Below are 15,362 nucleotides of genomic sequence, written 5' to 3' on the forward strand. Positions count from 1 at the left end.
TATTGGCCCCTGGCGGCTACGCGGCGGTCGCTAAGGGCAGTTCAATGAAGAATGTCGCGCCGCCTTCGGGACGGTTGTAGCAACCGAGGTTACCGGCGTGACTATGAACAATATGGCGGCTGATGCTAAGCCCCAGCCCGGTGCTGGCCGTGGCGGTTCGTTTTGACGGAGTGGCTTGCCCGAATTCGGTAAAGATGGTCTCCAACTTATCGTCGGGAACGCCCTCGCCGGCGTCCGACACCTCCAGACGCCAATAGTTATCCGTGATTTTGATTTGCACGTCCACGTCGGTATTGGGTGGCGAATACTTGATGGCATTGGACAACAGGTTCACCACCGCCTGTTGGATGCGCATGCTGTCGATATTGAGTTGGATGTCACGCGTCGCTGCCGTGGGGCCCTGTAGGGTAATGTTGTAATCAGCCGCATAGGGATGAACGTCGTCTATGGCCTCGACAATGACCGGTAATACAGGCTGCATGAGCTTGTGAAACTCCATTTTGCCGGATTCGAGTTTTTTCAAATCGAGAATGTCGTTAATCAGCCAGTTCAAGCGCTTGCAGTTGCGTTCTGCGCTGCTTAATAAATCCTCGCCTTGAGGACTGTCCTTTGCAATTACGCCGCTGTTGATCAAGCGGATCACGCCCAGAATAGTGGTCAAAGGCGTGCGCAGTTCGTGGGTCATATTGGTAAAGAAACGGCTCTTGTCTTCGTTCGCCTGTTCGGCTATTCGTTTGGCGCGTCGGGTCGCCGCATTGGAGATAAGCAGGCTATACAGCAGTACACAGATTATGGTCGAGATACCCAGGCCCAATGCCCACACCCAGTTGAGTTTGCGCGCCTCTATGGCCCAGCCGCCGATCGGGGCGGCGGCCAGGAGCCAGGCGCCTTCCGGCAATGAGATGGGCATGATGTCGCTCTCGGCGGCCGCGAACAGCCCCGCCTCGCCGAAGAACACGGCCCCTTCGTGTCCCTTGGCGTCTTCCCCTTTGAGGGCAATTCGCAGTGAAGTGGTGGCCTCATTGATGCCGGTCTTATCGAGAAACATTTCCAGGTCCAAGACCACACTGGTCATACCCCAGTAAGTCTCCTTTTCGTCATCCAGAAATATGGGGATGCGACTGACCAACCCCCGGCCGCCTTGTACCAGTTTCACCGGGCCGGCGATCACCGCTTTGCGTGCGGCGATGGCATGGAGCACCGCGTCGCGCTGGCGGGCGTGCGCCAAATAATTCAGGCCTATGGCACTCTCATTGCCTTCCAAGGGATAGATATGGGAAATGACATTGTCTTTCGCCAAGCCGATGTTTCGGATATAAGGCGCATGCTGGATAATACGTCGCGCCATGTCGGCAAACTCAGCTTGGGTAAGGTCTGGATTGGCGGAAACATAGACCAGTGCCCCCATGGTCAGATTCAGCGTGGTATTGACTTCATATTCGATATCGCCCCTCAGCGCACTGACGCGCTCGTGGACGCTTTCCTGCAGTTGCGCGCGGAGATTGGCGCGCTCGATGCGGACCAAATAGTTGACAAGTGCAGTACAGAAAAGAAATACGATGAGCACGACCCCCAAGGCAAACAGCCGTTGGCGCAGCGGGACTCGTATGCGATCCGGCATGTTATCGGTTGTCCTTAAGGCGCACGCGTTGTGTCATGAGCCTGATCAATTGGGTCGTGGGTCATTGTAAACGTGAGGCGGCCGTGCGGGCGATTCCCGCAAATAAATTCACGCCTGTTGCTCAATAGTGCCAGACTGGGCCGCCTGTTAAACCACAAAAATACACATGTAATGGTCGCGCCGGTTGGTCTGTTCGCCGGGTGCAGGACTGTGACGCGACAGCGGGAATTTTTTGTTAGAGTGGTATTCGCTCCATGCGCTTGCTTGAGATAACAGACCGAGGGGGTGTGCTTTTCGGGACGCCCAACTGCAATCCGGCCTGCGTTTATTATTTCTCCCGGCATATCGGCATTTATAATTATGGCTCCTGACGAATCATTACTGCATCTGCCGCCGCGATTGAAACGGCAGGATGGTGCAGTTCGCCGCATCGGTGTGGAACTCGAACTGATCGGCTTAGAAATCGGCGCCCTGTCACGCATTGTCGCTGACCATTTCGGCGCCGAGGTGGACGTGCGCAGTCAATACGAGCATAAAATCAGCGGTGATCCGCGCGGGGCGTGGTCCGTCGAGCTGGACTTCGCCTTTCTTAAGGAGAGGGGGCGTAAGTCCAGGCAACGCGAAAATTTTATGGCGGAGTTGGATTCCATAGCGGAGGACATATTACGCGTCGGGGCCGAGCACGTGGTGCCGCTGGAGATTGTCAGCCCGCCGCTGCCCATGGATCGTTTAAGCGACATGCAGGCCTTGATCGAGCGTCTGCGCCAGGCCGGCGCCCAGGGCACCAAGGCCGGTTTGGCCTATGCCTTTTCCATGCAGTTCAATCCGGAGTTGCCGGGCACGGACGCCGACACCATTGTGCGTTATCTCAAGGCGTTTTTATGCTTGTTCGACTGGTTGAAGCACCGCGCCGAGGTGGATTGGACGCGCCGCTTGACCTTGTTTATCGATCCTTTCCCCAAGCCCTATGTGCGCAAAGTCGTCGATCCGGATTATTGGCCGGACCAGGATGCGCTCATTGAGGACTATCTCGCGCTCAACCCTACCCGTAACCGGGCGCTGGACATGTTGCCCCTGTTCGCGCATTTGGATAGTCAACGCGTCACGGCGGCGGTCGATGATGCGCGCATCAAGCCGCGACCGACACTGCATTACCGCTTGCCCAATTGCGAAATCGACGAGCCGGGCTGGGGGCTTTACCGCGCCTGGGATGAGTGGTTGCAGGTGGAACACCTGGTGGCGGAGCCGCAGCGCCTGGACAGCCTGTGCCGCAAATATACGACGTTTTTGGACCGAACCCTCAGCGGTTTGTTTGAGGATTGGAAGCAAGAGGTAATTCCATGCTTAAAGGCAAGCAGCGACCTTTAATCGCTGTGACGGGGCCCCGGCGGCGCGGTTTGATGCCGCGCCTGCTGGTGCATTTGGGCATTCTCCTGGCCGGTGGCCGCGGCACCCAGATGACACCGGCCAGCCCCAAGCCCGCGGCGCCGTATCACGGCGTCGTTATCAGCGGCGGACATGATGTGGACCCGGTGCTGTACGCGCAGAAATCCGAAGTGACACCGCGTTATGATCCCGAGCGCGATGCCTTTGAGTCCGAGGTCATAGACGATGCGCTCAAGCGCAATCTGCCCTTGCTGGGTATCTGCCGCGGTGCCCAGCTGCTGAATGTGCGGCTCGGTGGTGATCTATATCAGGAATTGCGTAGCCGTCGTCTGCAGACGTCGAATCGCTGGACCATCTTTCCCCTGAAGACCCTGCACGTTCACGACAACACCTGCCTGTGCGATCTGCTCGGCAGTCACAGCGCCCGTATCAACAGTCTGCACAACCAAGGCATTAACCGGCTCGGTCAGGGTTTGCAGATCTCGGGGCGAGACCTGGATGATATCGTTCAGGCGGTCGAAGATCCGGCGCGACCGTTTTTGGTGGGCGTGCAGTGGCACCCCGAATTTCTGCTGTATATGCGCCGCCAGCGGCGCCTGTTCAAGGCGCTGGTGGAGGCGGCAAAAGAATGTCGTGACCGGGACTGTTAAGCGAGTGTAATCATGGAAGCGTATCTCAGCCTGTTCGGGTTCGCCTTTCTTGCCGCCACCATCCTGCCGGCCTATTCCGAGGTCATGCTGGCCGGCATGGTGGCGGCCGGGTACGATCCGTTCATGCTCTGGGCCTGGGCCACCGCCGGCAATACGCTTGGATCGGCGCTGAACTGGGTGCTGGGCCGTTACCTGCTGCACTTCAAGGATCGGCGTTGGTTTCCGTTTCGATTGAATTCATTGCAGCGCGCCCAGTCCTGGTTTCAGCGCTACGGCGTGTGGACATTGTTGTTGGCCTGGATGCCCGTGGGCGGCGATGCGCTCACCTTTATCGCCGGCATGATGCGCGTGCGTTTTATAGTATTTTTTGTCCTCACCGGTATAGGTAAGGGTGTGCGTTATGCCATTCTACTCGGCCTGTTGGATATTATCGGACAGCGCATCGGCGCGGGTCATTAATCCCGCGATCCAAGCCTGACCCAGACTGATACCGCCGTCGTTAGGCGGGGTCTGGCGCGCTAGGTAAGGTCTTAGCCCGCGCTGCTGCAAGCCCGTCATTACACCCCTGGCCAGCACATGATTCAGAAAACAGCCGCCGCTCAGCAGCACGATCTCGGTTCCCTGGGTGCGGGCGGCCTGCGCACTCCATTCACACAAGGCCTCGATCAGGCTGCCGTGGAATAGGTTGGCGCCGCGTACCGCCGGGCAATCGATGAGCCGAGTCAATAATGGCGTGAGATCGAGTTGACCGTTGTCTATCACCCAGCCATCGTCCATCACCTCGGTCTGCGTGACCAGGCCTTCCAACAGCATGGGGGCCTGGCCTTCGAAACTCACCTTGAGTTTGACGCCGAGCAGACCGCAGGCGGTGTCGAACAGCCTGCCGCAACTGGAGACTTCGGGGGTATTGATATTTTTCTCCAACAGCTGATGCAGTTGTCGGGCGGCCGGCTGTTGCGCGAAGCGTTGGGCGATTTCAGTGCCGCGGCCGATGTGATGCAAAAAGGCGGCGGCCATGCGCCAGGGTTCGCGCGCGGCGATGTCGCCGCCGGGTTGTTTGATGTGATGCAGATGACCGAGGCGTTGACAGCGCGCACCGTTGTACCACATCAATTCCCCGCCCCAGGGGGTCTGGTCCGTGCCCAGGCCGAAACCGTCCAAGGCCAGGCCGACGGCGGGGTCGGTGATGTGATGCTCCGCGGCCACCGCGGCCAGGTGGGCATGGTGATGTTGTACGGCATAGGCCGGAATGTGAAGGCCTTGGGCATGGCGCGTGCTGTGGAAATCGGGATGCAGATCGTGGGCGACGCGCTGCGGCTGCACGTCCAGGATGGCCAGCAGGCGCTTGATGCTTGCTTCGAAAAAGCGCAGTGAGGCGGCATTGTCCATGTCGCCGATGTGTTGCGAGACAAAGGCCTCGTCGCCACGCGTAACGCAGATAGTGTTTTTTAAATGCCCGCCCAGCGCCAGGGTGGGGGGGATTTCATGGGGCAGCTTGACGGCGCGCGGCACGTAGCTGCGGGCGCGGCGTATAAAGCCGGGGCCGGTGTCGGTGACGCGCATCACCGTGTCGTCGCAAGGGATGAGAATGTCGCGGTTGTGGTCGACGATGGTGTCAGCTATGTGGCCCAGCCGTTGGCGCGCTTCGGCGTTGTCGATCACCAGCGGTTCGCCCCCCGGATTGGCGCTGGACATCACCAGTTTCAGCGCCTGCGGCTGCTGCAGCCAGTCCGTGCCGTCGGGCCGTCCGGCGGCCTCGTGGAACAGCAGGTAGTGCAAAGGCGTATAGGGCAGTAACAGGCCCAGCCACTGCAAGCCCGGGGCGATGGACGCGGCGAGTGTCACGCTGTTTCCTTTCGGTAATAGCACGATGGGGCGTTCGGGGCTGTCGAGCACTGTTGCCCCTGCGTCGTCCAGTTCAACCAGTGTGGCAGCGCTATTCAAATTGGCCACCATCACGGCGAAGGGTTTTTCTTCGCGATGCTTACGTTGCCTGAGCCGCTGTACCGCATCTTCATTGCCGGCGTCGCAGACCAGATGAAATCCGCCCAGGCCCTTGACCGCGAGAATCTCGCCGCCATGGATGCGCGTCAGGATGTCCGCTACCGGCATGGAAAGTCTCGGCCCACATACCGGGCAGGCGGTGGGTTGGGCGTGGAAGCGGCGATTGCCCGGCTCGTGATACTCCGTGGCGCAGTCGGCGCACATCTTGAAACCGGCCATGGTGGTGTTGGACCGGTCATAGGGCAGGCTGCGCGTGATGGTATAGCGTGGCCCGCAATGGGTGCAGTTGAGAAAAGGATAACGATAGTAGCGGCTGTCGGGGTCGAACAGTTGTTCCAGGCAGGCCGGGCACACCGAGCTGTCGGGCGGGATACGGGTGGTGACCGCGCCGGTCGCGCTGCTGCGTATGGCAAAGCCCTGTTCCTGCTGCAACGGAATTTCCTGCGTGATGATGTGATCGATGCGTGCCAGCGGCGGGGGCTGCTTGCCCAGCGCCTTGATGAATTCCGCGCTTCGCCTACCTTGGATCTCGATAGTGACGCCCTGGCCGTCATTGAGTACCCAGCCCGTGAGTTGATGCTGTTGTGCCAGGTTGTAGACATTGGGGCGCAAGCCGACCCCCTGCACCAGACCTTTGACTGAAAGCCGAAAGCGTTTAGGTGATGGGCCCATCGATGGAAGGCGGTTGGTCGTTCTCGGGCGTGTGTACTTCGGCGAATTCTTCAACCATGGCCGCCGCCTCGTGCACATGTTCGAAACGGGCGATGTGAAACAGGGCGTCGCCCTCATTGACCAGGGGCAGATTGGTGCGGCCGATGACGATGCCGCTGAAGGGCGAGGTGATCTCGACCTCGCGTTCACCGAAGGGGTCAGAGATCACGCCCAGCAGGGTATTCTTTTTTACCCAGGTGCCCAGTGCCACCATGGGTCGCAGGATACCGCTGCCCGGCGTGCGTACCCAGGAGCTGGAGCGTGCCGTCACCGGTTCGAAGGTCTTTTTCTTAGTGCGCGTCTGCGGCAGCATTTCGAGCTTGCGCATGACATTGATAATGCCCCGCACCCCGGCTCGGATCGAGAACTCGTCAAAGCGCAGCGCCTCCCCCGCCTCGTAGAGCAGCATGGGGATGCCGCGCTCGTCCGCCGCCTCGCGCAGCGAACCGTCGCGCAGGTTGGCGGAAATGATGACCGGCACGCCGAAGGCCTGGGCCAGACCCGCGGTTTCCGCATCGTCCAGGTTGGCGCGGATCTGGGGCAGATTGTTGCGGTGGATGGCGGCGGTGTGCAGGTCGATGCCGTAGCGGCATTTGGCGACGATTTCCGTCATGAACAGGTGCGCCATGCGCGCCGCCAGCGAACCCTTTTCCGAACCGGGGAAGCAGCGGTTCAAGTCGCGCCGGTCGGGCAGATAACGCGAGTGGCTGATGAGGCCGTGGACGTTGACAATGGGCACCGCGATCAAGGTGCCGCGCAGGTTCTTGAGTTGGGGCAGCTTGAGAATGCGGCGGATGATCTCCACCCCGTTGATCTCGTCGCCATGGATGGCGGCGCTGATGAACATGCTCGGTCCGGCATATTTGCCGCAGATCACGTGCACCGGCATGCTCATAGGGGCGTGGGTGTAGAGCCGACCCGCCGGCAGGTCGACGGTGATGCGTGAACCCGGTTCGACTGTGACCTTGTTGATGGTGATGGCGGAATTCTTCTTGCGCTGCATCAGCCGCGGCCTTTGGTACGGGTCTTATGCGGTTTGGCGTTTTTTTCCAAAAACTGGACGATCATGCCCGCTACATCCTTGCCGGTGGCGGCCTCGATGCCTTCCAGGCCGGGCGAGGAGTTGACCTCCATAATCAACGGCCCGCGTCCGGAGCGTAGGATGTCGACCCCGGCCACGTTCAGGCCCATGACCTTGGCGGCCTTGATGGCGGTGGCGCGCTCCTGGGGGGTGATCTTCACCAGCGAGGCGGAGCCGCCGCGATGCAGATTGGAACGAAACTCGCCCTCCAGCGCCTGACGTTTCATGGCGGCGACCACCTTTTCGCCGATGACGAAGCAGCGAATATCGGCGCCGCCGGCCTCCTTGATGAACTCCTGCACCATGATGTTGGCCTGCAAGCCCATGAAGGCCTCGATAACGCTTTCCGCCGCTTTGCGCGTTTCCGCCAACACCACGCCGATGCCTTGGGTGCCTTCCAGAAGTTTGATGACCAGGGGTGCGCCGCCCACCATCTTGATCAGATCCTGCACATCGTCGGGTGAATGGGCGAAGCCGGTGACGGGTATGCCCACCCCCTTGCGCGACAACAGTTGTAGCGAGCGCAGTTTGTCGCGGGCGCGGGTGATGGCCACCGACTCGTTCAGTGGGAACACCCCCATCATTTCGAATTGACGCGACACGGCGGTACCGTAAAAGGTGATGGAGGCGCCGATACGCGGAATGACCGCATCGAAGCCGCTCAGGTTCTCACCTTTGTAATGGATCTCGGGATTGGCGGAGCTGATGTTCATGTAGCAGCGCAGGGTGTCGATGACCCGCGCCTCATGGCCGCGCTGTTGGCAGGCTTCCACCATGCGGCGGGTGGAGTAGAGCTTGCTGTTGCGTGAGAGGATGGCGATATTCATGATACAACTCCCTGTCGTTTATTGCCTGTGAAAATAATGTGAGCGGAAACCTGCGCGTAGACTGGGTATATCAGGTTTCGTCCCAGTCTAATGCGGCGGGGTCGGGCTTGCCCAGCAGGAAGGAGGCATCCGGCCGCACCAGCAGGCGTCCCGCCATGGCGGTGCGTCCCAGCAGCATGCGAAAGCGCATATTGTCGCGGTTGGTGAGTGTCAGCTCGACGGGCCATTGCAATTCACCCGCCTTGAGCAGGGTTGAGATGACATAGCGATTTTCCGTATGACCGCCGGAATCGGTGACGTTGCGTTGATCGATCACCTCCGCCTCGCAGAAGGTTTCCACCTCGGTACTGTGCTGGCGTGGATGCATGCCGAAACGGACCCAGGTCGCGCCGCCCTTTAAATAAGGCTCCACCATAAACGTGTGTAAGGCCGAGGTGCGGGCGCCGGTGTCGATCTTGGCCTTGAGCCAGGGCAGGCCCAGCTCGGGTAACGAGACCCATTCGCGCCAGCCGACGGGCGTGTGTTTGTCCTGGGGGGGTGCCATTTTCATCATTTACTCAATGCGGTCAGGAACGTTAATGAATACCTTGATTGGGCGCAAGACGCAATCTTGACTATGCAAAATCCGGCCTCCAGCCGGTGCTGCAATGCCCCATTCCGTTTTGTGGTAGAGGGTCTATTCTTTAAAAATAGCCGCCGTAATTGAATGCGAAAAAGTCCATGGCCGAGATTTTCGTCACATCGCTCAGCAGTGGCTCGCCCACCGCCTCGCCGATCGAGATCGTCGAGCGCAAGGGGCTGGGCCATCCTGATACCCTGTGCGACGCCCTGGCGGAGGCCCTGAGCCTTGCCCTGTGCCGCTACTATCTGGAGCACTTCGGCCTCATTCTGCATCATAACGTGGATAAGGCCCTGCTGTGGGGCGGCACCACCGAGCCGGCCTTCAAGGGCGGTCGCGTCACCGCGCCCATGGAGATCTTCCTGGCGGGGCGCGCCACGCGCGAGTTCAGGGGCGCAAAGGTGCCCGTCGAGTCGCTGGTCGAGGAGACCTGCCGCCAGTGGCTGAATCAAAACCTGCACGCCCTGGACGCCGAGCGCCAGGTAAAACTGCACACCATGATCCGGCCCGGTTCCCGCGAGTTGGTCGAACTCTACCTGCGCCAGCAGGCGCGCGGCGTGGCGCTGGCCAATGATACCTCCTGCGGCGTCGGCTATGCGCCGCTGGATGAGCTGGAGCAGCTGGTGCTGGCGGTGGAGCAGCATCTCAACTCCGCCGCCGTGAAACAGGCCCACCCCGAGACCGGCGAGGACATCAAGGTAATGGCTGTGCGTGAGGATGACACTATCCACCTTACCATCGGTTGCGCCTTTGTCGATCGCCATATCGCCGACATGGACGACTACATGGCGAAAAAGGGCCAGTTGGCGGCGCTGGTCAACGAGGTCGCGCACCGCTACACCGCAAAACAGCTCGATATCAGTATCAACGCCGCGGATGGCATGGAGCCGGATTCGCTCTATCTCACCGTCACCGGCACCTCGGCCGAGGCCGGCGATGACGGCGAGGTGGGGCGTGGCAACCGGGTCAACGGCCTGATCACCCCTTATCGCCCCATGAATATGGAGGCCGCCGCCGGCAAGAACCCGGTCACCCATGTGGGCAAGCTTTATACCATCATCGCTCAGCGTGCCGCTGCCGCGTTGGTGAATGAAATCGCCGAGGTGGAGGAGGCGCGGTGTTATCTGGTCAGTTGCATCGGTCAGCCGGTGGGTGAGCCGCAACTCGTCGATGTGCAGGTGCGGCTGGCCGATGCGGCGCGGCTCGCCGCCGTCAAGGCGGAGATCCAGGCGATCATGCGCGCCCATCTGCAGCGGGCGGCAAGCATTCGGGACGAATTGATCGCGGGCGGGATCAAGGTTTATTGAAAGGCGAGATTGGAGACAGTTTTCATTATTACTGCAAACAGGGAGGCAGATGATGACTGCAAAACAGGTTCGGTTCGGTGATGCTGCGCACGGCGTGCGGACCCGCGAGGAGATGCGCGGTACGGGCGCGGAGTCTATCGAGTTGTCCGGGGCCGAAGCATGAAATCTATTGATAGTGCATTGCTGACCGACCTTTACCAACTCACCATGCTGCAGGGCTATTACGAGCAGGGTATGGATGAGACGGCGGTGTTTGAGTTTTTCGTGCGCGACCTGCCGCCTGAACGCGGCTTCCTGCTGGCCGCCGGCCTGGAGCAGGTGTTGCAGTATCTTGAGGGTCTGTGTTTCACCCGTGAGGAACTGGATTACCTCAAGGAAACCGGCCGCTTCAGCGACGCCTTCCTCGATTCGCTCGCGGCGTTGCGTTTCACGGGGGATGTGCACGCCATGCCCGAAGGGACCCCCTTTTTCGCCAACGAACCCATCCTGCGGGTTGTCGCGCCCATGCCCCAGGCGCAACTGATGGAGAGCCGCGTGATCAACCTGTTGCATTACCAGACCCTGGTGGCCTCCAAGGCGGCGCGCTGCGTGCTGGCCGCGCCCGGCAAACTGCTGGTGGATTTCGGCATGCGCCGCGCCCACGCCGGCGAGGCCGGTCTGTTGGCGGCGCGCGCCTCGTATCTGGCCGGTTTTGACGGCAGCTCCACCGTGCTGGCCGCGCCCGCCTTCGGCGTGCCTATTTATGGCACCATGGCCCACTCCTTCGTCCAGGCCCATGACCTGGAGGCGGCGGCCTTCGAACACTTCGCCCATGCCCAACCCGACAACGTGGTGTTGTTGATCGACACCTATGATACCGAAGCGGCGGCGCAGAAAGTGGTGGAACTGGCCGCGCGTCTGCAGGGCATCAACATCAAGGCGGTGCGGCTCGACAGTGGCGATCTGTTCGACCATGCCCGGCAGGTGCGCGCCATCCTGGACGCGGGCGGTTTGCGCCAGACGCGCCTGTTTTGCTCCGGCAACCTCGATGAATATCAGCTGCAGGCCTTTATTAAAAACGATGTGCCTATGGACGGCTTCGGGGTGGGCACGCTGATGGACACCTCGGCCGATGTGCCTTATCTGGACTGCGCCTACAAACTGCAGGAGTATGCCGGTATCGCCCGGCGCAAGCATTCCGAGGGTAAGGAAACGTGGCCGGGGCGTAAGCAGGTGTATCGGCGCTACGCTGAAGACGGAGTGATGTCAGCCGACATTGTCACTCTGGAGGACGACGTGCAGGAGGGCAGGCCGCTGATCCGGCCGGTGATGCGGGATGGCCGGCGCGTGCAGCCGCCGCCTGCGCTCAGTGAGTCACGTGATTATGCGCAGCGCGAGTTCGAATCGCTGCCGGGTGAACTAAAGCGGTTGGAGGAGCATCGCTACCGTGTGGAGATCGCCACTGTGCTCAAACAGCTGGCCCACGACGTGGATCTGCAACAGCACTGACGGGCCTATCTAATTACTGAAGAGTACGCCGATACCGAAATGAAAGCGTGTCTCGGGTGAACCGCCCCGCGCTTTGGACCAGAGATGCAGCCGCTCAATAGCCACCACCGGATAGGTGTACTCGCTCTCGCCGATGCGCCCTTGGCGCGTCTGCTGCAATGTGCCGCTGACGCTGATCAGGCGTCCCTGGGCATAATCGGTGGTTTCCAGATAGCCGCTTTGCCGGGCAAGAAAACGTCCTAAGGGTGCCTCATCGAGGTCGGGGCGTTGGTTGGAATCCAACGGATAGGCGAGGACTTCGAGTTGTGTCGCCTCCTTGAGATTGGTGCTGGCGATAATCACGCCACCCCATAACACGCGAGTCCCCTGTAGCGAATCGGCCTTGGCCGCCGCCTGTTGCGGCGTGATATCAAGAGCGATATTGCTCGTGTCGAATTTTGGCGTGGTGGCGCACGCCTGCAGCAGTACGGCGGCGAGTATCAATGCCAGGGTAGGGTGAATTTTATTCATGATGATAGATCCGGCTTACCAACGATAGGGTGGATAAGGTCTGTGGTAGAAAGGCCCGGGATAGTAAGGCCACCACGGGTCATAATACCAGGGCGGCGGCGGATCGTAACGCGCCGGCTCGGGTTCCGCCCCCCACAGGTAAGAAGTGCTTACCGTGACGATGGGAAACGTATAGCTGTATTCACCGATGGGCCGGGTGGACTCGCCCTTGATGGTGCCGGCCACGGTAAGCCTTTGCCCCGCGCCATAGACGATGGGGTCGATAAAGCCGGGAAAACTGGCGATGAAGCGCCCGTCGCTTCTGCTGCCGCTCATGGGTTCGCCATGGCTGTCCAGCTCGCGGCTGACAACCTCCACCCAGGTGCGGTCGCGCTTGTTCTCCACCTGGGTGATAACGCCGCCCCATCGTACGGCGCTACCGGTAAAACGCGGCCCGTCCTGGCGTACCTCGGCGACAGTGGGGTTGCCGGGCGGCGGCTCTTTGATTGGGATTGGAACCTGGCTGGCGCAGCCGCCGAGTAAGGCAATGATAGCGGGATAAAAAAGGCGTTTCATAGAAGAGACTCGCAATCTTGCTTGAATGGGTTCCAGCTACGTCCTGTTATAGTCCAAGCAGGCGCTGCCGGACAAGGCCGTTCATGTCAATCGCGCCCGGACTGAGGATCGCTGGCCCGCTGTGAATCCTCGGCCCACGCATCCTGGTCGAACAGATCACGCAACTCCTGCGAGGCCTGTTTGGCCGATTCGATCAGTTGCTCCTCGTCGTGATAGAACTGTTGCTGGCGTTCCATGAGCTGATCATCGTGTGCGCGAAAGCGCTCCACTGCCTCGTCGGCCCGCGCCGGCGGGATGCCCAGGCCGGTGAGCACATGGCGGGTGAGTTCCAGGCTGGAGAACAGCAGCTCGCGGATCACCGGATCCACCCCCAGCTCTTTTAGACGATAGCTGTGTACCCGATTGCGAGCCCGGGCCAGCACCTTGACCTGGGGAAAGTGGCGCCGCGCCAGTTCGGCGGTCTTGAGCGAGTCCTCCATGTCGTCGATGGCGATCACCAACAGCCGGGCCTGGTCCAGCTTGGCGGCGCGCAACAGCTCCAGCCGCGTGGCGTCGCCGTAATAGACCTTGTTGCCGAAGCGGCGCACGAAGTTCAATTGGTCCAAGCTCTTATCCAGGGCGGTGAAGTGGATGCCCTTCATGCGCAGCACGCGGCCGACGATCTGGCCAAAGCGACCGAAGCCGGCGATGACCACCGGGTTCTCCTCCTCATCGATGCTGTCGTATGTCATCGTCTGTTCGCGGCGCTCGCGCCGCCCGGCGATCCGATCGTCGATGTACAACAGCACCGGGGTCAGGGCCATGGAGAGGGTGACCACCATGATGAGCAGGTCCGACAGGGTCGCCGCCAGGGTGTCCGCCTGCACCGCGGCGGCGAACAGCACAAAGGCGAACTCGCCGCCCTGGGACAAGGTCAGGGCCAGCTTGCGCGCGCAGGTGACATCGCCCAGGCGCCAGTACCCCAGGCCGTAAAGTACCATGAACTTCACCGCCACCAGGGCCAGGGCCAGACCGATCACCAGGGCGGGTTGGTGGGTGATCAATTGCAGGTCCACGGACATGCCCACGGCGATGAAGAACAGTCCCAGCAACAGCCCCTTGAAGGGCTCGATCTGGGCGCTCAGTTCATGGCGGAATTCGGAGTCGGCCATCAGCACCCCGGCCAGGAAGCTGCCCAGGGCCATGGACAGGCCGGCCCAATCCATGAGCAGGGCCGTGCCCACCACCACCAGCAGGGCCGCGGCGGTGAACAATTCGTGATTGCCGGCGGCGCTGACCATGCGAAACAGGGGGCGGAGCAAATAGTGACCGCCGATGATGACCAGGGCGATGAGGCCGATGGCGCGCACGATGGGCCAGAGCATGCCCGCGTCGTTAAGATCGGTGCCCGTGGTCGCCAGCAGGGGGATGATGGCCAACAGGGGGATCACCGCCACGTCCTGGAACAGCAGGATGGAGAAGCTGGCGCGGCCGTGCTGGGTCATGAGTTGATTACGCTCGGCCAGGGTCTGCAGGGCGAAGGCGGTGGAGGACATGGCCAGCGCCAGGCCGACGATAGCCGCGCTGAGGGGCGTCACCCCCAGGGCCCAGGCGGCCAGGCCGATGGGCAGGGCGGAGAGCGCCACCTGCGCCCCGCCCATGCCGAACACCGGTTTGCGCAGCGCCCAGAGGCGGCTGGGTTGCAGCTCCAGACCGATGATGAACAGCAGGAACACTATGCCCAGCTCGGCGAAGTGCAGGATATTGTCCACATCGTAAATCAGCCCCAGGCCGTCGGGGCCGATCACCAGTCCCGCCGCCAGATAGCCGAGCACGGCGCCCAGGCCCAGTTTGCGAAACAGGGGCACCACCAGCACCGCGGCCAGCAGAAAGATCGCGCCTTCAGCCAATGACGACATGGCCCTCTATCCTGTCACGCTGAAATGGTCCAGGGAAAAACCCCGCCGGGTCCGTCTCATGTCAGCGCTTCGCCCCAGCGGCCGGCGAAACAGATCTCGCCCAGAGGTCGGCGTCGACGCGGAGCGGTCTCCGCTTGGCGAAACTCTTCGTCCAGGGCCTGCGCCGGCGCCGGCTTGCCCACGGCGATGACGGCCATGGGGGTGTACTGCTCGGGGATATTGAAGGTCTGGCGCGCCTTGTCCTGGTCGAAGCCGCCCATTTGATGAGCCGCCAGCCCCAGGGCGGTGGCCTGTAGGCAGAGGTTCTCGCTGGCCGCGCCGGTGTCGTATTGCCCCCAGCGGTTGGGCTTGTCGTTTTTGTGAAAATGGCTGGCGGCGTTGGCGATCAGCAGCAAGGGCGCCGCGCCGGCCCAGCGCTGATTCTTCTCCGCCAGGCAGGCCAGGGCCGACGCCCAGGCCTGTGGATCGTCGGCCTTGTGGCACACCACATAGCGCCAGGGCTCGTCACCGAAGCAGGAGGGGGCCCAGCGCGCCGCCTCCAACAGGGCGGTGACCTGTTCGGCGCTCAGGGATGCATCCGGGTCCAGGGCGCGCGGGCTCCAGCGCGCGGCGATCAGCGCGTGGATGGGGACCGAGGTTTGGGCGGGCTTTTCCATGACGTTCTCCTTTCGTCCTGTTCATAATGTTTAGCAAGGCTTGTTCCAG

At 61.3% G+C, this 15,362-nt stretch carries 14 protein-coding genes; 5 read left to right on the forward strand and 9 right to left on the reverse strand.

Features of this window, described 5'->3' with window-relative positions:
- Nucleotides 1-16 precede the first annotated feature (16 nt).
- Nucleotides 17-1,621 carry a hypothetical protein gene (locus Tel_07230; protein ALP52963.1) on the reverse strand — a complete coding sequence of 535 codons (1,605 nt, stop codon included), beginning with the start codon at nt 1,619-1,621 and terminating at the stop codon, nt 17-19.
- Nucleotides 1,622-1,981: 360 nt separating this feature from the next.
- Here Tel_07230 and Tel_07235 point away from each other — a divergent pair, with 360 nt between their 5' ends.
- The 3 genes from Tel_07235 to Tel_07245 are packed head-to-tail and all read left to right on the forward strand — an operon-like array spanning nt 1,982 to nt 4,116.
- On the forward strand, nt 1,982-2,989 hold the full coding sequence (locus tag Tel_07235) for an alpha-L-fucosidase (GenBank protein ID ALP52964.1): 1,008 nt from the start codon (nt 1,982-1,984) through the stop codon (nt 2,987-2,989).
- Complete coding sequence (locus tag Tel_07240) at nt 2,962-3,657, forward strand: peptidase C26 (protein ID ALP52965.1); 696 nt, start codon at nt 2,962-2,964, stop codon at nt 3,655-3,657. The genes Tel_07235 and Tel_07240 overlap by 28 nt, the downstream gene beginning before the upstream one ends.
- A 12-nt stretch (nt 3,658-3,669) precedes the next feature.
- Nucleotides 3,670-4,116: a hypothetical protein gene (locus tag Tel_07245; protein ID ALP52966.1), complete on the forward strand. Its 447-nt coding sequence runs from the start codon at nt 3,670-3,672 to the stop codon at nt 4,114-4,116.
- Here Tel_07245 and Tel_07250 read toward each other — a convergent pair.
- The 4 genes from Tel_07250 to Tel_07265 form a co-directional block, all read right to left on the reverse strand.
- Nucleotides 4,066-6,333 carry a carbamoyltransferase gene (locus tag Tel_07250; GenBank protein ID ALP52967.1) on the reverse strand — a complete coding sequence of 756 codons (2,268 nt, stop codon included), beginning with the start codon at nt 6,331-6,333 and terminating at the stop codon, nt 4,066-4,068. The genes Tel_07245 and Tel_07250 overlap by 51 nt on opposite strands.
- Nucleotides 6,317-7,375 (reverse strand): succinylglutamate desuccinylase, encoded by a 1,059-nt coding sequence (locus Tel_07255; protein ALP52968.1) that lies wholly within the window; start codon nt 7,373-7,375, stop codon nt 6,317-6,319. Before Tel_07255 ends, Tel_07250 begins: the two co-directional genes overlap by 17 nt.
- Complete coding sequence (locus Tel_07260; GenBank protein ALP52969.1) at nt 7,375-8,280, reverse strand: ribosomal protein S6 modification protein; 906 nt, start codon at nt 8,278-8,280, stop codon at nt 7,375-7,377. Before Tel_07260 ends, Tel_07255 begins: the two co-directional genes overlap by 1 nt.
- 70 nt (nt 8,281-8,350) lie before the next feature.
- Nucleotides 8,351-8,833 carry a ribosomal protein S6 modification protein gene (locus tag Tel_07265; protein ID ALP52970.1) on the reverse strand — a complete coding sequence of 161 codons (483 nt, stop codon included), beginning with the start codon at nt 8,831-8,833 and terminating at the stop codon, nt 8,351-8,353.
- A 167-nt stretch (nt 8,834-9,000) separates the two neighbouring features.
- Here Tel_07265 and Tel_07270 point away from each other — a divergent pair, with 167 nt between their 5' ends.
- Nucleotides 9,001-10,206, forward strand: a complete 1,206-nt coding sequence (locus tag Tel_07270) for an S-adenosylmethionine synthase (protein ID ALP52971.1) — start codon at nt 9,001-9,003, stop codon at nt 10,204-10,206.
- A 159-nt stretch (nt 10,207-10,365) separates the two neighbouring features.
- The gene (locus Tel_07275; protein ID ALP52972.1) at nt 10,366-11,694 is read left to right on the forward strand and encodes a nicotinate phosphoribosyltransferase; all 1,329 of its coding nucleotides are present in this window, start codon (nt 10,366-10,368) and stop codon (nt 11,692-11,694) included.
- 9 nt (nt 11,695-11,703) lie between these two features.
- On the opposite strand, the gene Tel_07280 is transcribed toward Tel_07275, so the two are convergent.
- The 4 genes from Tel_07280 to Tel_07295 all read right to left on the reverse strand — a co-directional run bounded on the left by Tel_07280 (nt 11,704) and on the right by Tel_07295 (nt 15,313).
- Complete coding sequence (locus Tel_07280) at nt 11,704-12,204, reverse strand: hypothetical protein (protein ALP52973.1); 501 nt, start codon at nt 12,202-12,204, stop codon at nt 11,704-11,706.
- 15 nt (nt 12,205-12,219) lie between these two features.
- Nucleotides 12,220-12,759, reverse strand: coding sequence for a hypothetical protein (locus Tel_07285; protein ID ALP52974.1), 540 nt, complete (start codon nt 12,757-12,759; stop codon nt 12,220-12,222).
- Between the two features lie 86 nt (nt 12,760-12,845).
- Nucleotides 12,846-14,657 (reverse strand): potassium transporter KefB, encoded by a 1,812-nt coding sequence (locus tag Tel_07290; protein ID ALP52975.1) that lies wholly within the window; start codon nt 14,655-14,657, stop codon nt 12,846-12,848.
- A gap of 56 nt (nt 14,658-14,713) precedes the next feature.
- Nucleotides 14,714-15,313, reverse strand: a complete 600-nt coding sequence (locus Tel_07295) for a nitroreductase (protein ALP52976.1) — start codon at nt 15,311-15,313, stop codon at nt 14,714-14,716.
- Between the last annotated feature and the right edge of the window lie 49 nt (nt 15,314-15,362).

It is taken from the genome of Candidatus Tenderia electrophaga (genome assembly GCA_001447805.1).
Lineage (GTDB): Bacteria > Pseudomonadota > Gammaproteobacteria > Tenderiales > Tenderiaceae > Tenderia > Tenderia electrophaga.